This window comes from Streptomyces sp. 3211.6, assembly GCF_003634815.1.
Lineage (GTDB): Bacteria > Actinomycetota > Actinomycetes > Streptomycetales > Streptomycetaceae > Streptomyces > Streptomyces katrae_A.
Genome location: NZ_RBXC01000001.1, coordinates 613,206 through 633,541, shown reverse-complemented (window position 1 = coordinate 633,541; position 20,336 = coordinate 613,206). Strand labels below are relative to the sequence as shown.

Here is a 20,336-nt window from a genome sequence, read left to right as displayed (position 1 = left end):
ACTCTCGACGGAGTGGGAACAAGTTCTACTGTCGACCGCCCGCTAAGTCACTAGATACGTCGAGGTAATTTCCGGCCGGTTTCGGCTCTGTCTCCGGGCGTGGTTCAGGAAAGGCTCCACTGGGCGACGTCGTCCCCGGCCCCGGACTCCAGGGCGAACTGGACCGCCGCCGGGGCCGACCCCTCCGGCAGCCGGAAGGTGACGAAGCCCTCGGCCGACCGGCCAGGTTCGAGGGTGACCGTGCCGGGGAGGGAGGGTCCGGCGTCCGTCGGGACGCTCAGGCCGGTGAAGCGGCCGCCCGTGGTGTCGAGCAGGTGCGCGGCCGGGGCGGGGGAGTCCTCGTACGGGACCGTGCCGGTGTTCTCCAGGCGCAGCCCGACGGCCACCAGCCGGTCCGCACCGCCCGCCGGCGCCGGGCCGGCGGGATCGACGAACCGGGTCAGGGTGACGTCGAGGCGCTCCCCGGGGCTGTCGCCGTCGAGGGAGACGGTCTCGCCGGAGCCGTCGGGGCCGGCGCCGAGCAGCAGCGCCGCGAGGAGGGGGGCCATGAGGAGCCGGGCGGCCCTGGCCGCGTGCGCGGGACGGCGGTGGCCCGTGTGGCTGCCGTGACGCATGGGGCGACCTCCTCCACCTCCCCTCGCCGCCCACGATCCTCCGTACGGGCCGCTCCCGCCACTGTGTCCTTCTGCGGCCGGCTGTACGTCCGGCGGGCGGCCGGGTGGTGGCCCAGGGCCCGCCCGGCGAGGTGCTCGCGGAGGAGCTGCTGGCGGAGGTCCACGGGGTCGGCACCCGGATCGCCGTCCATCCGGGGACGGGCGCTCCGAGCAGCGTCTACCTCCCGGAGCGGCCCGCCGGTTTCACTCCTGCGGCCGGGCCAGCCGCCTGAGCAGGGGCATCGCGTCGTCGAGGGGGACCGTGCGGAAGAAGTGCGCGTCGGCCTCCTCGACGGCGGCCACGGCCCGGGGCGCCAGCTCGGCCCCGGCGGCGGTGACGCGCAGGCGCTTCGCGCGGGTGTCGGCCGGGTCGACCTCGCGCTCGACGAGGCCCTTCTGCTCCAGGGCGCGCAGCACCTGGGAGGTCATCTTGACGTCGGTGCCGGCCTGGCGGGCCAGGGTGAGCTGGTTGGGGTGCTCGCCCTGGCCGTTGAGCCACCACGCGCAGGCGAGGAGCACGAACTGCACGTGCGTGAGGTCCAGCGGGGTCAGTGCCGCGGAGACCTCCCGCTGCCAGCGCAGGGTGGCGTGCCAGAGCAGGAACCCGGGGCTCTCGCCGGGGCTGAGGGCCATCAGCGCGCCGCCGACTTCGCCAGCGCGGCCAGGGTCTCGGGCCAGTCGGCGGTGATGCCGGGGCCGATCGCGGGTCCGGCCTCCTCGGCGCCGGGGCCGGAGATCTCCATCCGGTAGGTGATGCGGACCAGGCCGTCCCCGGCGGGGTCGATCCGGTGCACCGTGCGCAGCAGCAGCCCGTCGAACCGGGCCTCGTCGACGAAGAGCTCGTCCCGGACGGCCTCGGCGACGACCAGCGGCACCGGGTCCTCGCCGGGCGGGGTCATCGTGATGCGGGCGCCGGCCGCGAACGGGCCGTCGATCTCGATCCGCTCGATCCCGGGGTTCCAGTCACCCCAGTGCTCGACGTCGGCCCACAGGCGCCAGATCGCGGCGGGGGTGGCGGCGGTCTCGATGGTGTGCTCGTACGTCCACATGCGCGTTCTCCTCTGTCGCCCTCATTCGTTCTGTTCAGAGATTATCTGTGCAGAGACTATCTGTCCAGGGTACCGCCGCGGGGCTCCGCGACGAGGGATGCGGGGCGGGTGTCCGGCGGGGCGGGGAGGACGTGCGCAGGGCCCGCGGCGTGGTGTGCCGCGGGCCCCTCAGGGGTGCGTCAGCCGCCGTACGGGCGGGTGATGATCTCCATGGCGTGTCCGACGGGGTCCAGGAAGTAGACCCCGCGCCCGCCGTCGTTGTGGTTGATCTCGCCCGGGTGCTTGCGGTGCGGATCGGCGAAGTACTCGACGCCGGCCGCCCGGATCTTCTCGAAGGCGGAGTCGAACTCCTCCTCCGAGATGAGGAAGGCGTAGTGCTGCGGGGTGATGGACTCGGCGGGGATCGTCGCGAAGTCCAAGGTCACGCCGTTCCCGGTCTCCACGGGGATGAACGGTCCCCACTCCGGGCCCACTTCGAGACCGAGGATGTGCGCCAGGAATTCGGCGGACTCCCGGTTGTCACGGGAGTGGACGATCGTGTGGTTCAACTGGACGGACATGTGTGAATGCCTCCACAAGGCATCTCACGGCACCTCCATGCCTCACCCGGCCGGTGACCGGCACGCGATGCCGTCACGTTGATCCTAAGCACTCGGTCCGCGTCCGGTCCACCGCATCTCTGCCCCCGCCGGGATCAGGAACCCCCGTACACCGCCTTGACGTTGTCCTGCGCCGGGTGCGTCCGCCCGGCCGGGCCGGCGGCGAAGGCGCGCAGCAGGTTCTCCGTCACCCGGGTGGTCAGCGCGCCGGAACGGGCGTCCAGGCCGTGGTTGGCGCCGCTGCGGCCGTCACCGGTCGCGTCCAGGGCCTCGACCCAGCGCATCGTGCCGGTGGCGAAGACTCCCGCCCCGCTCGGCACGGTGTAGTAGGCCGTGTCCTGATGGCTCGGCCGGCCCTCGCACACCACCGGCGAGTGGGCCAGTATCTCGATCGGGCGCGGTGTCGGAAAGCCCGTGTCGACCTTGTCGTACTCCACGCCGACCAGGTGCGCGAAGCTGTCGCCGGCCTTCACGCCCGTCCCCTCGAAGAGCCAGTGGCCCGGGTTCGTGACCACGTACGGGGCGTCCACCGGGTAGCCGTCGTAGATCACCCCGAGCAGCGAGCTCTCCGGGTCGGCCCCCGGCGCGGAGCGGAAGTCGACGGTCGCGGGATGCCCCCGCTTGAAGCCGGGGTCCTGCTCGTACGAGGACTTGTAGCAGACCACCGTACGGTCCGGGCCCAGCTCGGAGGGCTCCAGCCGGATGCGCCGGAAGCAGCAGTTGGCGCCCAGTATCGCGATGTTGCTGCCCGCGTCCCGGGCCGCGGTGACGTGCGCGCGCTGCTCCGGCGACCAGTACTCGTCGTGGCCCGGCGACAGCACGGCCGCCGCCCCTTCCAGCAGGCGCCGCTCGCGTGCCACATCGGTGGTCGTGGCGTACGCGAGGGGTATCCCGAGCCGCTCGGCGAGCGCGACCAGCGGGGCCTCGTAGACGAGGAACAGCCCCGCCCCGTCGTCGTAGTCGTAGGGCCGGTCGAAGGTCACGGACAGCGAACGCGAGGCGTATGCGCCGCTCGGCCCATCGTAGCTGCCGTAGCCGCCCCAGCGGTTGTACGCCTGCCAGGTCGCCACCGCGTTGACGATCACCGTCCGGCCCGCGGCGGCCGCCGAGCGGACGGTCACCGGCACGAACCGCTGCCCCTCGCCGCCCTGTGCGTCCAGCCGCAGCAGGTAGCAGCCCTCCGGCCAGCCCTTGGTGTCCACCGTGGCGGTGCGCGGCCACCGGGTGCGGACCATACGGGTGCCCGCCTCCACCGTGTGCTCCGGCTGGCGGACCCCGGGCAGGGCCTCGGAACGCCACACCAGCCGGGCGCGGGCCCCGCCGTACCAGCCCATCCGGTAGGCGGAGACTGTGAACCGCGGGGCGGTGGTGGACACGTGCAGACCGAACGACTCACCGGGAAGCACGCTCACCTTGTCCGTGAAGCCCTCGATGGCGCGCGCGGATCCGGCCTTGGTCACGCGCCAGTCGGCGTGGCCGGGCCGGGCGTTCTCCGCCTTGACGTCGAAACCGGCCGGACCGCCGGATGTTGCCGGCGACGGCTTGCCCGCACTCTTGCCCTTCAGCGTGGCCCCGCTCTCGCCGTTCGCGCAGCCGGCGGCCGAGCCGAGGCCGGCGGCGGTGGCCGCGCCCGTCGCGATGGCGAGGAACCGCCGCCTGCCCGCGCCCCCGGCGCCCCCGGGTATGTGCTCCTGATCCATGCGGGGCACGGTATGACACCCCGTACCCCTCCGCACCCGGGGAGCAGGGGCCTCCCCACCCCCGCCCAGCCCTCACCGCAGCCGCACCACCACCTCATGACTCACCCCCGCCGTGGCCTTGAGGTCCCCGAAGCGGAGCCGCAGCCGCGTCCCCGTCCCCGCCGAGACCAGGCCCGGCGGCCCGGACAGCACCGCCGAGACGGGCCGGTCCCACACCAGCTCCAGCTCCCCGGCCTCCCGGGCCGGATCCGCGATGTACACCCCGGCCGTCCCGTCGGCCCGCTCCCGTACCGTGACCGAACACGGGGCGCTGGCCTCCAGCGGACCGGCCGCCCCGGCCCGCCAGAAGTTGACCCCCGTGAAACCGAGCGGGCCGACGGCCACTCCCTGCGCCTGCGCGCTGTTGGCGAGCACGACGGGCCATCGCGGCATCGCCGCCCGCGCCGCGGTCCGGGCCGCCGACGCCCCGGGGAGCAGCTGGTACACGTATCCCGCGTCCACCGGGTCCGTGCCGTGGTCGTACCAGAGGGTGAGGTAGCGCCGGGTGAGCCCGGCGGCTGACCCGCCCAGGTTCACGTCGCGCCACCTGCCGGTGCGCGCCTGCCTCAGGGCCCTGAAGGTGCCCGGGCCCTGGAGGACGTACCCGCCGAATCCCGCCACGTGCGCCCAGCCGGGGGAAGCGAACTCCGCCGACCATCCCAGGTCCGGCGGCTGCGCACGGCCGCCGACCGTCAGCCTGTGCGTCCCGGCCGCACCGAGGTTGCGGTTGTCCACCACCGACTCCACCGGGACCCCGTCCGAGGCGCGGATCCCCGCCCCCAGGCAGACCACCGCGTCGGCGAGGAAGAACCAGGACTTACGGGCCTCCAGGGTGCTCCCCAGACCGCGCAGGTGCTGGCCCACCGACGCGAACTCCCCGTCGCTCGACCCTCCCGCCCACGCAGTGTCCGGCCGCGCCTGACCCCAGGGACCGCCCGCCCCGTCGGCCAGCACCCTGCGTGCCACGGTGGTGCCCGGCAGCCGGTACGGGTCCACCGTGGGCCAGAACGCGTCCGAGTACTGGTCGTTGCCGAACGTGGACCCCCACCAGCAGAGCATCCCGCTGCCGGTGTGCCAGCCCCGGAGGTTCTCGCCGTTGCCCGTCTCGTAGTGGGCGATGCGGCGCGACGCCATGGACAGCGAGGCGGCCCAGCCCGGTCTCCGATGGGTGGCCCGGTCCATCGAGGCGAACAGCCGGTGCCCCACCGGCTCGGGCAGCGGCGCCACCGAACGGTCGGCTTCGAGCGCGGCCAGCCGGGACAGGGCGGCGAGCCCCAGCGTCCGGTCGGCCAGGGGAGGGCTGTGGTGCGCCCGCGCCGCCCAGCCCTTGACCAGGCCGCGCCAACGGGCCCGCTCGCCGCCGCCGGCCCCTTCGGCGAGGAGCAGGAGCGCGGCCAGCACCGCATGGCCACGGGTGTGGTCGTCCTGCTGGACCGCCCGCACGTCCGAGGCGGCGAGCCCCCGGCTGACCGCCCGCCCCGACACCGAGTCCATGACCAGGCCGTTGAACAGGAAGGGCGCCCAGCCCCGCTCCACGCCATCGAAGACCAACTGCCGCCCGGGATCGGTGATCTGCCACGGAGTCCCCTTCAGCAGCGCGAACAGCAGGCCGAGCCCCTCCAGGAACACCGCTCCGTACGTCCCGGTGTACGCGACCGACAGGTGCTGCACGAAGGACCCGTCCCGGTAGAGCCCGTCCCCGGCGGTGACGTACGGGAAGACCGGCCCGAGCGCGTCCCGGGCCAGGGCGACCTTCGCGGAACCGTCGCCCACGGCACCGCGCAGAGCCAGCACCCGGCACAGGTCGACCCGGTTGGCGCCCGTACTCGTCCCGCCGTACACGGCCACCGCCGAGTCCGGGACGAAATGGTCCACCGCCGCACAGAGCCCGGTCCGCAGGCCCTCCGGCAGCTTCCCGTACAGCAGGACGCAGACGTCCAGCAGCGCCTGCGGTGCGCCGATCTGCCAGCACCACCAGTTGCCGAACGGCTCCCGGCCCGCGTGGTAGACCTGCGCGTGCAACCGCTCCACGCCGTCCAGCACGGTCCGCAGCAGCGCCGGGTCCCCGGTGAGCCCGGTGCCCGGCCGTACCTGGGCCTCCGCCATGGCCCGCAGCCGGCGGCAGCTGCCCACCATCGCCTCGGGATCCGAGGCGAACCGCTGGTCCGGCCAGAGCGGACCGGGCGCCGGAGCCATCGTGGCGGCCCACCGGCCCGCTTCCGCACCGAGCTCGGCCAGCCGCGAGCGGAACGGCTCGGCGGCCTCGGAGAACCCACCGCCCAGCACCAGTCCGCGCCAGACCTCGCGCATCGCCGCGTGGACGTCGCCCCCCTCCCGGGCGCCCGCCCGTCCCGCCGGAGCCCCCGCCCGCACCGCGCCGCCGCCCGCGGCCGAGAGGAAGGCGCGCCGGCTCCACACTCGTGTCATCACATGCTCCTTGGTCCGATCCGTACAGCGCCCCGGGCAGGCCGTGCCGGTCCCGCGGCCCGGTTCACTCGACGTGCTCGCGGTAGCGGGCGATCACCTCCCGCAGCACCTCCCGGCCGTCCCGCGCCCACAGGCCCGGATGGAAGATCTCCACCTCCACCGGCCCCCCGTATCCCGCCCGGTCGGCCAGCTGCCGGAACGCCCGCAGATCGACACACCCGTCACCGAGCTGCCCCCGGCCCAGCAGGACGCCCTCGGGCAGCGGAGTCACCCAGTCGGCCACCTGGACCGACACGATCCGCCCGCCCGCACCGGCCCGGTCCAGATCGGCGGCCAGCCGCTCGTCCCACCACAGGTGGTAGGAGTCGGCCACCACCCCGACCCGCTCCGCCGGGAACTGCTCGGCGATGTCCAGCGCCTGCCCCAGTGTGGAGACCACGCACCGGTCCGCCGCGAACATCGGGTGCAGCGGCTCGATCCCCAGCCGCACCCCGTGCCCCGCGGCCCACGGAACCAGCTCGCCCAGGAACCCGGCGATCCGCCGCCGCGCCTCCGCGAGATCCCGCTCGCCCTCCGGCAGCCCGCCCGCGACCAGGACCAGGACGTCCGCACCCAGTTCGGCCGCCTCCTCGACGGCGCGGCGGTTCTCCTCCAGCGCGACCGCCCGCCCCGCGGGGTCCGACGCGGTGAAGAACCCGCCCCGGCACAGGGAACTGACCCGCAGTCCGGCCGCCGCGACCAGCCTCGCCGTCTCCCGCACCCCGAACCCGCGCACCGGGTCCCGCCACAGACCCACCGTCGTCACCCCGGCCGCACCGCACCCGGCCACCAGCTCCGGCAGCGACCACTGCCGCACGGTCTCCTGGTTCAGACTGAACCGGGCCGGGGCCGCCACCACCCCGGTCACTCCGCCACCCCCCGCTCCGACAGGAGCCGGCGCATCCGGCGCTCGGCGCGTTCCGGATCGGGGAACAGGCCCAGCAGGTCGGCCAGTTCGTAGGCCCGCGCCAGATGGGGGAGCGAACGGGCCGACTCCAGGCCGGCCAGCATCGCGAAGTGCTCCTGGTGGCCCGCCAGCCAGGCCAGCAGCGCCACACCGGTCTTGTAGAGCGGAGTCGGCGGTGCGAACAGGTGCCGGGCCAGCTCGACCGTCGGGTCCAGCAGTGCCCGGAAGCCGCCGGGATCCCCCCGGTCCAGGGCGAGCGCCGCCCGGGCGGCGAGGGGGGCGATGGGGCCGAAGATCCCCAGGAGCGCGTCGCTGGCCAGCTCCCCGTCCCCGGCGATCAGCTCCGGATAGTGGTGGTCGTCGCCGGTGTAGCAGCGCACGCCCGCCGGGAGCCGGCGCCGCAGGTCCTTCTCCCGCTCCGGGTCCAGCAGCGAGATCTTGACGCCGTCGACCTTCCGCGGATGCCCGGCGACGATCTTCACGAGCAGGTCCGCGGCCTCGTCCAGGCCGTCATGGCCCCAGTACCCCGCGAGCCCCGGATCGAAGACCGGGCCCAGCCAGTGCAGTACCACCGGCCGGGAGCTCTGCCTCAGCAGTGCTCCGTACACCTCCAGGTAGTCCTCGGGGCCCCGGGCCGCCCCGGCCAGGGCGCGGGAGGCCATCAGGACGGCTCCGGCCCTGCAGCCCTCGACGTGCGCGAGCTGTTCCTCGTAGGCGGCCGTGACCGCGGCGAGCGAGTGCGTCCGGTCGGCGGCCAGCTGATCGGTTCCCGCGCCGCAGACGATCCGGCCGCCCACCGCCCGGGCCTCGTCCGACGAACGGCGGATGAGCTCCGCCGCCTCCGGCCAGCCCAGGCCCATGCCCCGCTGCGCGGTGTCCATGGCCTCCGCGACCCCGAGCCCCAGCCCCCACAGCCGGTGCCGGAAGCCCAGGGTGGCCTCCCAGTCCACCACCGGCCCGCCCCCGCCCGGCGCCGCCTGCGGGGCGGCGGCCACATGGGCGGCGGCGTAGAGGACACGACTGCGGGCCGGCCTGCCGTCGAACGGGCCGAGCGGAGCTGCCGAGGACCGGTACAGGCGCGATCCCCCGTCCGCCGAGGGGAGCCGGATCCCGGTCACAGTGTCACCTCCGGCACCGGCAGCCGCCGCCCCTCCGCGCAGGAACGCAGGCCGAGCGAGGCCAGTTGTACTCCCCGGGCCCCGGAGAGCAGGTCCCACCGCCAGGGCTCGTCGCGGACGACATGCCGCAGGAACAGCTCCCACTGGGTTTTGAACCCGTTGTCCGGCGGGCCGTCGTCCGGCACCTCCTGCCACTGCGCCCGGAAGGGCTCGGCCGACGGCAGGTCCGGATCCCACACCGGCCTCGGGGTGGTCGCGCGGTGCTGGGTCCGGCAGCTCCTGAGCCCGGCCACCGCCGAACCGTGCGTCCCGTCCACCTGGAACTCCACCAGCTCGTCGCGGTGCACCCGCACCGCCCAGGAGGAGTTGATCTGCGCCACGGCGCCGCCCTCCAGCTCGAAGATCCCGTACGCGGCGTCCTCGGCCGTGGCCTCGTACGGCTTGCCCTCCTCGTCCCAGCGGCGGCCGATGTGCGTGCGGGTCAGGGCCTGCACCGTCCGGACCCGGCCGAACAGCTCGTGCAGCAGGTACTCCCAGTGCGGGAACATGTCGGCGACGATGCCCCCGCCGTCCTGCGCCCGGTAGTTCCAGGAGGGGCGCTGGGCGGGCCGCCCGTCCCCTTCGAAGACCCAGTAGCCGAACTCCCCCCGGACGGAGAGGACCTCGCCGAAGAAGCCGTCCTCGACCAGCCGCCTCAGTTTGAGCAGGCCCGGCAGGAACAGCTTGTCCTGCACCACGCCGTGTTTGACCCCGGCCGCCGCCGCCAGCCGGGCCAGCTCCAGTGCCGTGGGGAAGTCCGATGCCGTCGGCTTCTCGCAGTACACGTGCTTCCCGGCCGCCAGAGCCCGGCGCAGAGCCGCCTCCCGGGCGCCGGTCACCTGGGCGTCGAAATAGACCTCCACCCCCGGATCGGCCAGGACCGCCTCCAGGTCCGTGCTCACGTGCTCCAGGCCGTGCCGTTCGGCGATGGCCCGCAGGGCGGCCTCGCGGCGCCCGACCAGTACCGGTTCCGGCCACAGCAGCGTGCCGTCGCCGAGGTCCAGCCCGCCCTGCTCGCGCAGCGCGAGGACGGACCGCACCAGGTGCTGGCGGTACCCCATCCGGCCCGTCACGCCGTTCATCGCGATCCTGATCGTCCTGCGTTCCATGATGACCTTCCTCCGGTCCGTCGGCTCGTGTGTGAAAGCGATGGAAAGCGCTTTCTGCGTTTCACGGTAGGCCTGGAAATCGAGTCTCTTCAATTACCCGATCGAGTGATGGAAAGCGCTTTCTGATTCGGGCATCATGAGGAGGACGGAGCAGATCGGACGACGGCCCGCGGCAGCGGCGGGCCACCAGGGGAGGGGATCCCGATGGCAGTGACGCTTGCGGAGGTCGCGGTGCGCGCGGGGGTCTCGCCCGCCACGGTCTCGCGGGTACTGAACGGCGGCTATCCGGTGGCCGGAGGCACCCGGACCCGGGTGGAGCGGGCCGTCGAAGAGCTCGGCTACATCGCCAACGCCCCCGCCCGCGCCCTCGCGGCCGCCACCTCGGACCTCGTCGGGATCCTCGTGCACGACATCGCCGACAGCTACTTCGGCATCCTCGCGGGATCCCTGCAGAGCGCCCTCGACCCCGCCGGCGGGGTCGAGCCGCGCCGGCTGGCCGTCGTCTGCAACACCCAGGGCGTTCCCGCCACCGAGACCGCCTACCTCACCCTGCTCGAAGGCCAGCGCGCCGGAGGCGTCGTCCTCACCGGCGCGGCCACCGAGGACCCCGAACACAGCGACGCCCTCACCCTGCGCCTGGCCCGCATGGCCGCCGCCGGGACCCGTGTGGTCCTCTGCGGGCGCCCGCCGGTGCCGGTGCCCTCCGCACTGCCCGTCGCCACCGTCGAGTTCGACGACCGAGGGGGCGCCTTCCGCCTCGCCGAACACCTCCTGACACTGGGCCACCGGCGCATCGCCTACATCGCCGGCCCGTCGGGGCAGAGCACCACCCGCGAGCGCCTCGCCGGACACCAGGAAGCCCTCCAGCGCCACGACCCGGCCCTGCCCCGAGCCTGCGCCGCCCTCACCGTCCACGCCGGGTCCGAGCGCTCCGCCGGCTATGACGCCACCCGCGAACTCCTGCGCAGGGGAGAGCCCTTCACCGCCGTCGCGGCAGCCAACGACACGGCCGCCGCGGGCGTCGCCGCAGCCCTGCGCGAAGCGGGCCTGCGCATACCCGAGGACGTCTCGGTCACCGGCTTCGACGACCTGCCGTTCAGCCAGGACACCGCCCCCGCCCTCACCACCGTCCGGGTGCCGCTGCGCGAGGCGGGCGTGCTCGCCGCCCAACTGGTGACCAGCCGCCGGCCCCTGCCGCCGGGAGGCATCACCACCCTGCCCACCGAACTCATGGTGCGCGGTTCGACCGCGCCACCACCACCGGCACGGAGGACGCCGTGAGGTACGCCTTCTCCACCCTCGGCCTGCCGGGGACCCCGCTCGCCCGCAGCGCCGCACTGGCCGCCGGCCACGGCTACGACGGCCTCGAACTGCGGGCCCACCCCGAGGAACCACTGCACCCCCAGAGCCCGCCCGGGGACCGGGCAGCCGGGCTGCGGACCCTCACGCGCGCCGGCGTACGCGTCCTCGGGGTGGCGGGCTACACCAGGGTGGCGGCGCCGGGCGGCGACGAGCCGGTCCTCGGCGAGCTGAGGTCCCTGGTCCGGCTCGCCGCCGACCTCGAAGCCCCCTACGTCCGGGTCTTCCCCGGCGGGGAAGGCCTGCCCGGACCGCAGGCCGACACCAACGCCGTACGCCGCCTGCGGGAAGCCGCTCCCTACGCCGAGCGGAACGGCGTACGGATCCTGCTGGAGACCCACGACTCGCACCGCACGGCGGCGGCAGCCGCCCGCGTGCTCGACGTGGTCGGCCACCCGGCGGCAGGCGCCTTGTGGGACGTGCTGCACACCTGGCTGGGAGGCGAGGGGCCGGCCGAGTCGAGACGCAGGCTCGGGCCGCATCTGGGTTACGTCCAGGTCAAGGACGTGGCGTCGGCCGAGGACCTGACCCCGGTCGGGCTGGGTGCGGGTGTGCTGCCGCTCGCCGGGGCGGTGGCCGCGGCACCGGCCGACGGGTGGCTGTGCTGGGAGTACGAGAGACGCTGGTACCCCGAGGCGGCCGAGCTGGCCGGCCCCCGGCTCACCCGGGGCCGTGAACACCTCGAGGGGCTGGTGGCCCATGCCGCTCAGGCCGAGTAGGAGAGCCGGCCCGGGTCCACCGGGTAGCGGAAGCCGACTCCCCGCGCGTAGCGCTCCAGCTCCTCGACCGCCACCACCGCCAGCCGGTCCAGCTCTCCGCCCAGCGAACCCGCCACATGGGGGGTGAGCAGGACGTTCGGCAGGTCGTACAGGGGGGACCCGGCAGGCAGCACCTCCGGTTCGGTGTGGTCGAGGACGGCGTGGAGCCGGCCGGTGACCAGCTCCCGCGTCAGCGCCGCCGTGTCGACCAGGGAGCCCCGCGCGGTGTTGATCAGCGTGGCGCCGTCCTGCATCAGGGCCAGCCGGGAGGCGTCCAGCAGACCACGGGTGCGGGGGAGTTCGGGGGCGTGCAGGCTCACCACGTCACTGCGGCGGAGCAGGGCGTCCAAGCCGCAGGGCTCGCCGCCGAGGGCGGCGAGTTCGGCGGGATCGGCGTACGGGTCGTGCACCAGGACCCACAGGTCGAACGGCCGCAGCAGCTCCAGCACCCGGCGGCCGGTGCGGGAGGCGCCGACGAGCCCGACGGTCCGCCGGTAGTTGCCGGCCTCCGGGAAGCGGACCAGGGGGCCGACCGGGCCGCGCGCGGTCCGGTAGGCGCGGGCGGCCTCCAGGACCCGCTTGTTGGAGAACAGGATCGCGGCGAGCGTGTACTCCGCGACCGGCAGGGCGTTCGCGGCGGCCGCGCTGGAGACCAGCAGACCGCGCTCCCAGCAGGCGTCGGTCACATGCCCCTTGACGCTTCCGGCGGCGTGCACGACGGCCCGCAGCCGGGGCATCCGGCGCAGCGCGTCCGCGTCGAGGACCGGACAGCCCCATCCGGTGAACAGCACCTCGGCGTGGGCGAGCCGGGCCCCGAGTACGGGGCCGGGCCGCGCGAAGTCGGTGAGCAGGAGCTCGGGCTCCACATCGGCGACCCGGACCAGCTCGGCCAGAGCCCGGCCGCGGAGAACGGCCGCCCGGGTGTCCGGACTCATCGCGAGCACGGTGGCGGGCCGGGCGGAGACGGCGGATCTGGTCAATCGGTCCTCTCCTGCGGTGGAACCCGGACGCCGGAGGCGCTGGAGGCCGCAGGCCGTGAACGGGGAGGGAGCAGGACGATGCTCACAGAGCCGGGCGGCCCAGGAGCGGCGACACGGGGCACGGGGCGCCGTGGTTCACCCGCAGGCCCGATCAGGCCGGGCCCCGTCAGCGGCGCCGCGTGGCTACCCGATCGGGTCGGCCCCCGGCCTACGGGGGCGGGAGCTGGGCCGGGGGCTCCGGCCGGCGCTCACTCCGGGGTGGTCTGGGTGACGCACCACAGCCGGCGCGGCAGAGCGCCCTCCTCGAAGGGGTGGACCTCCCGGAGGGTCCAGCCCTCGGCGAGGGCGTCGACGAGTGCGCGCGGGAAGAAGTGGACGGCGAACCCGCCGTGCTCCCAGATGCCGTCCCCGTGGAAGGTCCCGGCCCGGTAGTGCGCGTCGCCGGTGTGGCGGACGGTGTAGAGGAAGGTGCCGCCTGGCCTCAGCACCCGGCGGACCTCGCCGACCAGAGCGTGGATCTCGCGCGTGGACAGAGCCATGCACAGGAGCATGTGGGCGAACACGCCGTCCACCGAGGCATCGTCCAAGGGCAGGGGCTCGCGCACGTCGTGGACCGCGGTGGCGACCCGCCCGGCCAGCCCCTGGGCGGCGGCCCCCCGGCGCAGCTGCTCCAGGCCGGCCGGGCTGAAGTCGGTGGCCAGCACCTCGAAGCCGGCGCGGGCGAAGTACAGGGCGTCACGGCCGTGCCCCGCACCCAGCTCGAGCACCTGACGGGCACCCTCGGTCCGGAAGACCCCGGCGGCGCGGACCGCCGCCTCCGAGGGCCGCTCGCCGTACATACCGGGATGTGCGCCGTAGGTCCGCTCCCAGTGCTCCCGCTGGCCCTCGGCGAGCCCCTCCCCGGCCTCCGTCATACCGGCACCTCCTTCCGGCCCGCCACCGTGACCGTGCCCCCAGCCTAGGGGCAGCGGCCGCCCTGCTCAGCCTGCGAGGGCCACAGCCGCCGGCTCCGGCCGGTAGCGGTCACCACGCGTCGAGGTGGACCGGTTGAGGGAGGGCGTCCGAGGGTCTTTCGTCCGGAACGCTGCGCGACGAGCGTTACGTGGCGCGGGAGTTGCGCAGGAGCCAGGGTGTGGGGTGGAGGGAGGTGACGGGTTCCTTGTAGACCTCGTCCCCGGGCAGCGGGACGACCAGCCACAGGCCGGGCGGGAAGAAACGGCCCCTGGTGTGGGCGAGGCCTCCGTAGACCGAGCGGAGGAAGGCGGGGACCGCGTCGCGGGGGACGTCGTGGAACTCGACCTGGTCCACCGTGATCTTCGCGTCGCCCTCGGGGTGCAGGCGGACGCTGACCTCGGGCGTGCCGTCGACTTCGACGAACGCCTCGTGCGGCAGGGAGCAGTCGGGGTCGAGGGTGGCGAAGGGGTCGGCGGCGGTGCGGCGCGAGGTCCGGTCGGCGCCGATGTCGTCGGTGACCGTCGCCGTCCGCCGGTACTCCTCCGCGATCTCGCGGATCGCGCGGACGGCCGACTCGGTCGTCGGGAGACGAGGGGAGTTCATGCAGTGATCATGGCCCAGGGAGCTGGGCGCGGCGGAGCCGGGGCGTCATGCCGCGGCGCGCCGCCGGGCGAGGTGGACGGTGATGTCGGCGACGATCCCGACCGTCGGCGGGAGGACCCGTGCGATCCGGGCGAAGACCAGCTCCTGTTCCGGGGCCGGCAGCATCAGATAGGCGGAGACGGTCGACAGATGCCCCAGGTAGTCGTGGGCGGTCATGGTCAGGCGGCGTTCGACGGCCGACTGCCGGACGTCGGTGAACCATTCGGACCGCCGGAGTTCCGTACCCGGCCACCTCGGGTCGTACCCAGCGGGTGCGCCGTCCGGGGACGGGGCCTCGTCGCTCTCCAGGAACGGTGCCCGGGCCGCGCGGACGGCCTCCTCCACGTCCGGGTCCGCCAAGTGGACCGGCCCGCCGAAGCAGGCGAAGACCCCGTCCGGCCGCAGCAGGGCGGCCACGCGCGGCCACCGGCCCTCCGGCCGCGTCCAGTGCAGCGCCGCCGCCGCGTACACGGCGTCGTACCGCTCGCCGGGGCGCAGCTCCTCGAAGGCGGCCCGGACCGTGCGGACCGTCGGCGGCGCGTGCCGGCGCAGCTCGGCGAGCATGGCCCGGTCGGGTTCCGTCGCGGTGACGGAGATGCCCCGCGCGGCGAACACGCGGGTCGCCTTGCCCGTTCCGGCGCCGATCTCCAGGGCGGTCCGGACCGGCCGGCCGGCGTAGGCGACGACCAGGTCGGCCAGCGCGTCGGGATAGCCGGGGCGGAACCGTTCGTAGGCCGCCGCCCTCGTCCCGAAGCTCAGTGCGCGATCGGACATGCCGAGCATCCTGACACGCGGACCTCGGTCACCGCGTGACGCGTACCGACTCGGACGGCGAACCGAGCGGCGGCCGCATCCTGAGGCCGGGCCGGCCGTCCCCGGGTCCGACGGCCGCTGGGTCGCCGGGTCCGGGCCCGGTTCGGCCCGGGCGGCCAGGCGTACCGCGCCCCTGGGGAACCGCGCCGCCGGGCCGACCTCGTGTGCGGCTTCGGAGCGGGGGCCCGGGTCACCACCGGGCGGGTGGCCCCGGAGGGAGGTGTTCCCGTAGGGACAGTAGGGTGGGCCGGGTGAACCTTTCTTCCGCGCTTCCGCGTTCCTTCCGGCTGCTCGTCACGGGTGGGGGGACCGGGGGACACACGTACCCCGCCCTGACCGCGATCCGTACCCTCCAGGGCCGACTCGCGGCCGCCGGCGGCACGCTCGACGTGCTGTGGATCGGCACCGCCGACGGTCTGGAGGCGCGGGTCGCACCGGCCGAGGGGATCGCGTTCAAGACCGTCGCCACCGGCAAGATCCGCCGCTCGGCGAACCCGCTGAAGATGCTGTCGGCCGCGAACATGAAGGACATGGCACGGGTCCCGCTCGGCGTGGCCCAGGCCCGGGCCATCGTGTCCGAGTTCGAGCCCGACGTGGTCCTGGCCACCGGCGGCTACGTCGCGGTGCCCGCCGGGCTGGCGGCGCGGCTGTGCAAGCGGCCGCTCGTGCTGCACGAGCAGACCGTGCGCCTCGGCCTCGCCAACCGCAAGCTCGCCGGGTCCGCGACGCGCATCGCCGTGTCCTCGGAGTCCTCGCTCCCGCTGCTCCCCGCCGAGGTCCGCGACCGCGCGGTCGTCACCGGCAACCCGGTCCGCCCCGAGGTGCTGTCCGGGCACCCCGACAAGGCCGTGCACGCGCTGAACCTCGTCGGGTTCGACCGCCGCCTCCCCACCGTCTACGTCACCGGTGGCGCGCAGGGCGCCCAGCAGATCAACGGCGTGGTGCGCGAGGTGCTCCCGTGGCTGCTGAGCCACGCGAACGTGATCCACCAGTGCGGCCCGGCCAACGTCGACGAGCTCCGTTTCGCGGCCGCCGGGCTGGACCCCGTGCTCGCGGGCCGCTACCACGTGACCGGGTTCGTCGGGCCGGAGCTGCCCGACGTGCTGGCGCTCGCCGACATCGTGATCTCCCGCTCCGGCGCGGGCACCCTGGCGGAGCTGACCGCGCTGGGCAAGCCGGCTGTGTTCGTCCCGCTGGCCACCTCGGCCGGCAACGAGCAGGCGCACAACGCCCAGTACCTGGCGGACGCGGGCGCGGCCGTCGCCCTGCTCGGCGAGGTCACCGCGCACGGCCTCGCCGAGGCCGTCGGCCCGCTCCTCACCGACCCCGGCCGGCGCGCCCAGATGGCCGAGCGGGCCCGGGCGTACGGACGGCCGGACGCCGCCGAGCGGCTCGTGGACGTGCTGCTGGCCGCCGCCAACGGCTGATCCGCAACACGGGGGAGGGGCGTCGCCGGCACCGGGCCGGCGGCGCCCCTCCGTGCTGACACACGGTGTTCACGTCCCGGGGCCGCAGGCCGGGTCCGCCGACCGGACGGTATGCCTAGACTGGCCGCTCGTCGATCATGCAACCGATGAGTGTGGAGGACGGTCCGTCATGCGCTATCTCCCCCTGGGCAGTTCAGGTCTCCTGGTCTCCGCGGTAGGCCTCGGCTGCAACAACTTCGGCGGCCGCCTCGACCTCCAGGCCACCCGGGCCGTCGTCGACGCCGCCCTCGACTCCGGCATCACCCTGCTCGACACCGCCGACATCTACGGCGGCCAGGGCGGCTCCGAGCGCCACCTCGGCCAGGCCCTCAAGGGCCGCCGCGACCAGGTGGTCCTCGCCACCAAGTTCGGCTACGACGGCGTCGACATGGGCTACGGGCCCGCCGCCGGCGCCCGCGGCGGCCGCGGCTACATCCGGCGCGCCGTCGAGGAGTCCCTGCGCCGCCTGGAGACCGACCACATCGACCTGCTCCAGCTGCACAGCCCCGACCCGGCCACGCCCATCGCGGAAACCCTCGCGGCGCTCACCGAACTCGTCGCCGAGGGCAAGGTCCGCTACATCGGCCACTCCAACTTCAGCGGCTGGCAGCTCGCCGAAGCCGCCCACACCGCCCGCGAGACCGGCGCGGTGCCCTTCGTCTCGGCCCAGAACGAATGGTCGCTCCTGCAGCGGTCGGCCGAACGCGAACTGGTCCCCGCCGCCCGCCACTACGGCCTGGGCGTCCTGCCCTACTTCCCCCTCGCCAACGGCCTGCTCACGGGCAAGATCCGCCGCGGCGCGCCGGTCCCGCCCGGCTCCCGCCTCGACGGCCGCGACTCCTACCTCACCGAGGAACGCCTCGACACCGTCGAAGCCCTGGCCGCGATCGCCGAGAAGCACGGCCGTACGGTGCTGGAGCTCGCCATCGGCTGGCTCTCCGCCCAGCCCGGCTGCGCCTCAGTCATCGCCGGCGCCACCTCCGCCGAGCAGGTACGCGCCAACGCGGCCGTCGCCGACCGCCCGCTGGACGCGCAGCTGCTGGGCGAGATCGACGCCGTCGCCCAGGCCCACGCCGGATGACCGCCCCCCTGCGCTGCGCGGTGCTGGACGACTTCCAGGGGGTGGCCACCACCCTCGCGGACTGGTCGCCCGTCACCGCGCGGGGCGTCGAGGTGGTCACCTACCGCGACCACCTCGCCGACGAGGACGAACTCGCCGCCCGCCTGGCCGGTTACGACATCCTCGTCACCCTGCGCGAACGCGTCCCGTTCCCCGCGAGCCTGCTGGAGCGGCTGCCCCGCCTGAAGCTGCTCGTGGCCAGCGGCATGCGCAACTCGGTCATCGACCACGCCGCCGCCGAACGGGCCGGCGTCACGGTGTGCGGCACCGCCAGCTCCTCCACCCCGCCCGTCGAGCTCACCTGGGCCCTGCTCCTCGGCCTCGCGCGCGGGATCGTCACGGAGAACACCGCCCTGCGCGAGGGCGGCCCCTGGCAGCAGACCGTGGGCGCCGACCTCCACGGCCGCCGCCTCGGCCTGCTGGGCCTGGGCAAGACGGGCAGCCGCGTGGCCCGGATCGGGCTCGCCTTCGGCATGGAGGTCACGGCCTGGAGCCAGAACCTCACCAAGGAGCGGGCCGACGCCGAAGGGGTCTCCCTGGCCCCGTCGAAGGAGGCGCTGCTGGCGGACAGTGACTTCGTCTCGGTCCACCTCGCCCTCGGCGAACGCACCCGGGGGCTGATCGGCGCGGCCGAGCTGGCCCTGATGCGGCCGACCGCCTACCTGGTGAACACGTCCCGGTCCGCGATCGTGGACCAGGAGGCGCTGGCCCAGGCCCTGCGCGCCGGGCGGCTCGCGGGAGCCGGCCTGGACGTCTTCGACACCGAGCCGCTGCCCGCGGACGACCCGCTGCGCACCGCACCGAACCTGCTGGCGACCCCGCACCTCGGCTACGTCACCCGGGCCAACTACACCACGTACTACGGGGAGGCGGTCGAGGACGTCCTCGCCTTCCTCGACGGCGCACCCGTCCGCGTCCTGACCTAGAAGACTGATGAAGATCTTGTTGAGGGGCCGTCCGGCCGTAGGCCGGGCGGCCCCTCTGGTTATGTGATGGCCGGTGCGAGGTGCCAGGTGCCGCCTGTGTGAGTGAGTCCGAGGTTGATCAGGCGGCGGAGGTTGAGGGCGGCTGCTCGGGTGTGGAGCCAGGCGTTGTTGCTGATGGTGCCCCGGTAGCGGAGTCGGCGGTTGCCGTGGTGGACGAGCCAGGCGACGGCACGTTCGACTGGTGGCCGCCAGCGGCGGTAGTCGGCCTGCCAGGCGGGGTCGGTGGCGGCCTGGCGGCGGGCCGCGGCTTGGAGATCGTGGTGGGGGCGGATGGTCAGGACGCGTCCGGCTTTGGCCTTGGTGCACTGCTCACGCAGCGGGCATCGGGTGCACACGTTCCCGAAGACGGCCCTGCGCTGGTGGTGGCGGCCGCCGGGCTCGGACAGGCCGACGGTGTGGCCTTGGGGGCAGGTCACGGTGGCGGCCGAGGTGTCGATGGCGAAGTCGTCGAGGGTGAAGCCGTCTGGGACGGCCGGCCGCAGCGGGGCGGGTTTGAGGAACAGCCGGTGTCCGGCCTCTTCGAGGGCCTGGCGGGCGTCGCCGGTGGAGTAGGCGGTGTCACCGAAGGCGTCCACCGGGGTGTCCTCCTCGGCCAGCAGTTCAAGGCCGACGGCTGCCTCGTGGTGCTCTGGCCCGGCCCCGGGCCGCAGGGCGACGGCGGTGTATAACCCGGTCTCCGGCTCGACGGCGAGGTGGGCCTTGTATCCGTCCTGCTGATGGGAGCGGGTCTTGTGGATGTGCCGGGACTCGGGGTCGACGGTGGAGATCATCCGGTCCGGGGCGGTCCCTTGGGTGATGCGCCAGCGGCCGTCACGGCCGTCGGAGTCCTCGGCCGGTTCCACGTCCTGCCCGGCGACCAGCGCGAGGATGCCGACCGCGTTCGCTGCCTTCTCGCCCAGTTCCTGCTCGGGCAGATGCCCGAGCAGTCTGACCGCGTCGCCGACGAGCGCGTCGACCAGGTTGGCTCGTGCCTGGGCATCGTTCCAGGTGATGCGGGGTTTGCCCGGGTCGGTGTAGTCGTGGGCGGTGCACTGCGCGGCGGCAGCCTCGGCGCCGCCGGGGACTTCCCGGATCACCACCCGGATGGCGCCGATGATCTGGGTGACGGTGTCCTGGGTGGCGACCGCGTCGTCCAGCACGGTGGAGTCCAGTGCCCGCCGGTGCTTGCCCCTGAGGACACCGGTGGCCTTCACGACCTCCCGCACGGCCTCGAAGGCCCGGTTCGGGCTGGTGGAGCGGGCCAGCCGGCGCCGGAAGTACGCCAGAAGCGACGGGTCGAACGCGGTGTCATGCAGTCCCAGCCCGCACGCGGCCTTCCACCGCAGGTCACACCGCAGTTCCTGGACCGTCTCGAAGTCCGACATGCCGTGCAGGGCCTGCAATGTGATCGCCGCGGCCAGAATCTGCGGCGGCATGGACGGCCGCCCGTTCGCCGACGGATACATGTCCGCGAACATCGCCGCGGGGAACAACCGGCCACGGTGCTCGGCCAGGAACGCGAACACACTCCCAGCCGGAATCAACTCCCGGCACGTCGCCCACACATCAGGTCCGACCGTCTCCCCGACCCACTCCCCTT

The 20,336-nt window shown here is 74.3% G+C and carries 20 protein-coding genes; 6 read left to right on the top strand and 14 right to left on the bottom strand.

All coding sequences use genetic code 11. The features are described from left to right. Positions 1 to 104 precede the first annotated feature (104 nt). A complete protein-coding gene (locus BX286_RS03180) occupies positions 105 to 614 on the bottom strand; it encodes a hypothetical protein (protein ID WP_079431017.1) in 510 nt (169 codons plus the stop codon). A gap of 104 nt (positions 615 to 718) precedes the next feature. On the opposite strand from BX286_RS03180, the gene BX286_RS03175 reads away from it, so the two are divergent. Continuing rightward, complete coding sequence (locus BX286_RS03175; RefSeq protein WP_237293197.1) at positions 719 to 886, top strand: hypothetical protein; 168 nt, start codon at positions 719 to 721, stop codon at positions 884 to 886. Here the strand turns inward: BX286_RS03175 and BX286_RS03170 are convergent. From BX286_RS03170 to BX286_RS03135, 8 genes are all read right to left on the bottom strand, one after another. After that, a complete protein-coding gene (locus BX286_RS03170) occupies positions 858 to 1,286 on the bottom strand; it encodes a MarR family winged helix-turn-helix transcriptional regulator (protein WP_079431018.1) in 429 nt (142 codons plus the stop codon). The two genes, BX286_RS03175 and BX286_RS03170, sit on opposite strands and share 29 nt — an antisense overlap. Continuing rightward, the gene (locus BX286_RS03165) at positions 1,286 to 1,702 is read right to left on the bottom strand and encodes an SRPBCC family protein (RefSeq protein ID WP_079431019.1); all 417 of its coding nucleotides are present in this window, start codon (positions 1,700 to 1,702) and stop codon (positions 1,286 to 1,288) included. The genes BX286_RS03170 and BX286_RS03165 overlap by 1 nt, the downstream gene beginning before the upstream one ends. Positions 1,703 to 1,881: 179 nt before the next feature. Next, a complete protein-coding gene (locus BX286_RS03160; RefSeq protein ID WP_079431020.1) occupies positions 1,882 to 2,262 on the bottom strand; it encodes a VOC family protein in 381 nt (126 codons plus the stop codon). A gap of 134 nt (positions 2,263 to 2,396) precedes the next feature. Beyond that, a complete protein-coding gene (locus BX286_RS03155) occupies positions 2,397 to 4,001 on the bottom strand; it encodes a N,N-dimethylformamidase beta subunit family domain-containing protein (protein WP_261993327.1) in 1,605 nt (534 codons plus the stop codon). 72 nt (positions 4,002 to 4,073) lie between these two features. Then, positions 4,074 to 6,467, bottom strand: coding sequence for a polysaccharide lyase 8 family protein (locus tag BX286_RS03150; protein ID WP_121014474.1), 2,394 nt, complete (start codon positions 6,465 to 6,467; stop codon positions 4,074 to 4,076). 64 nt (positions 6,468 to 6,531) lie between these two features. After that, on the bottom strand, positions 6,532 to 7,374 hold the full coding sequence (locus tag BX286_RS03145; RefSeq protein WP_398898149.1) for a sugar phosphate isomerase/epimerase family protein: 843 nt from the start codon (positions 7,372 to 7,374) through the stop codon (positions 6,532 to 6,534). After that, entirely contained in the window at positions 7,371 to 8,531 is a 1,161-nt protein-coding gene (locus BX286_RS03140; RefSeq protein WP_261993326.1) for a dihydrodipicolinate synthase family protein, read from the bottom strand. Before BX286_RS03140 ends, BX286_RS03145 begins: the two co-directional genes overlap by 4 nt. Next, positions 8,528 to 9,679, bottom strand: a complete 1,152-nt coding sequence (locus tag BX286_RS03135) for a Gfo/Idh/MocA family protein (RefSeq protein ID WP_079431022.1) — start codon at positions 9,677 to 9,679, stop codon at positions 8,528 to 8,530. The genes BX286_RS03140 and BX286_RS03135 overlap by 4 nt, the downstream gene beginning before the upstream one ends. Positions 9,680 to 9,883: 204 nt before the next feature. On the opposite strand from BX286_RS03135, the gene BX286_RS03130 reads away from it, so the two are divergent. Together BX286_RS03130 and BX286_RS03125 are read left to right on the top strand one after the other, a co-directional pair. Further along, positions 9,884 to 10,960 carry a LacI family DNA-binding transcriptional regulator gene (locus tag BX286_RS03130; protein WP_121014473.1) on the top strand — a complete coding sequence of 359 codons (1,077 nt, stop codon included), beginning with the start codon at positions 9,884 to 9,886 and terminating at the stop codon, positions 10,958 to 10,960. Next, positions 10,957 to 11,757 carry a sugar phosphate isomerase/epimerase gene (locus tag BX286_RS03125; protein WP_121014472.1) on the top strand — a complete coding sequence of 267 codons (801 nt, stop codon included), beginning with the start codon at positions 10,957 to 10,959 and terminating at the stop codon, positions 11,755 to 11,757. Before BX286_RS03130 ends, BX286_RS03125 begins: the two co-directional genes overlap by 4 nt. Here BX286_RS03125 and BX286_RS03120 read toward each other — a convergent pair. The 4 genes from BX286_RS03120 to BX286_RS03105 form a co-directional block, all read right to left on the bottom strand. Beyond that, a complete protein-coding gene (locus BX286_RS03120) occupies positions 11,745 to 12,731 on the bottom strand; it encodes a hydroxyacid dehydrogenase (RefSeq protein WP_121017514.1) in 987 nt (328 codons plus the stop codon). The two genes, BX286_RS03125 and BX286_RS03120, sit on opposite strands and share 13 nt — an antisense overlap. A gap of 293 nt (positions 12,732 to 13,024) precedes the next feature. Continuing rightward, a complete protein-coding gene (locus BX286_RS03115) occupies positions 13,025 to 13,690 on the bottom strand; it encodes a class I SAM-dependent methyltransferase (RefSeq protein WP_121014471.1) in 666 nt (221 codons plus the stop codon). A 184-nt stretch (positions 13,691 to 13,874) separates the two neighbouring features. Beyond that, entirely contained in the window at positions 13,875 to 14,333 is a 459-nt protein-coding gene (locus BX286_RS03110; protein ID WP_121014470.1) for a hypothetical protein, read from the bottom strand. Positions 14,334 to 14,378: 45 nt separating this feature from the next. Then, positions 14,379 to 15,146: a trans-aconitate 2-methyltransferase gene (locus BX286_RS03105; protein ID WP_100862232.1), complete on the bottom strand. Its 768-nt coding sequence runs from the start codon at positions 15,144 to 15,146 to the stop codon at positions 14,379 to 14,381. A gap of 290 nt (positions 15,147 to 15,436) precedes the next feature. On the opposite strand from BX286_RS03105, the gene BX286_RS03100 reads away from it, so the two are divergent. From BX286_RS03100 to BX286_RS03090, 3 genes are all read left to right on the top strand, one after another. After that, positions 15,437 to 16,612, top strand: a complete 1,176-nt coding sequence (locus tag BX286_RS03100; protein ID WP_079431028.1) for a glycosyltransferase — start codon at positions 15,437 to 15,439, stop codon at positions 16,610 to 16,612. 169 nt (positions 16,613 to 16,781) lie between these two features. Then, positions 16,782 to 17,732, top strand: coding sequence for an aldo/keto reductase (locus BX286_RS03095; RefSeq protein WP_079431029.1), 951 nt, complete (start codon positions 16,782 to 16,784; stop codon positions 17,730 to 17,732). After that, complete coding sequence (locus BX286_RS03090; protein WP_079431030.1) at positions 17,729 to 18,697, top strand: D-2-hydroxyacid dehydrogenase family protein; 969 nt, start codon at positions 17,729 to 17,731, stop codon at positions 18,695 to 18,697. The genes BX286_RS03095 and BX286_RS03090 overlap by 4 nt, the downstream gene beginning before the upstream one ends. Before the next feature lie 59 nt (positions 18,698 to 18,756). Here the strand turns inward: BX286_RS03090 and BX286_RS03085 are convergent, their stop codons facing one another. Further along, on the bottom strand, positions 18,757 to 20,301 hold the full coding sequence (locus BX286_RS03085) for an IS1182 family transposase (protein ID WP_079423731.1): 1,545 nt from the start codon (positions 20,299 to 20,301) through the stop codon (positions 18,757 to 18,759). Positions 20,302 to 20,336: the final 35 nt, after the last annotated feature.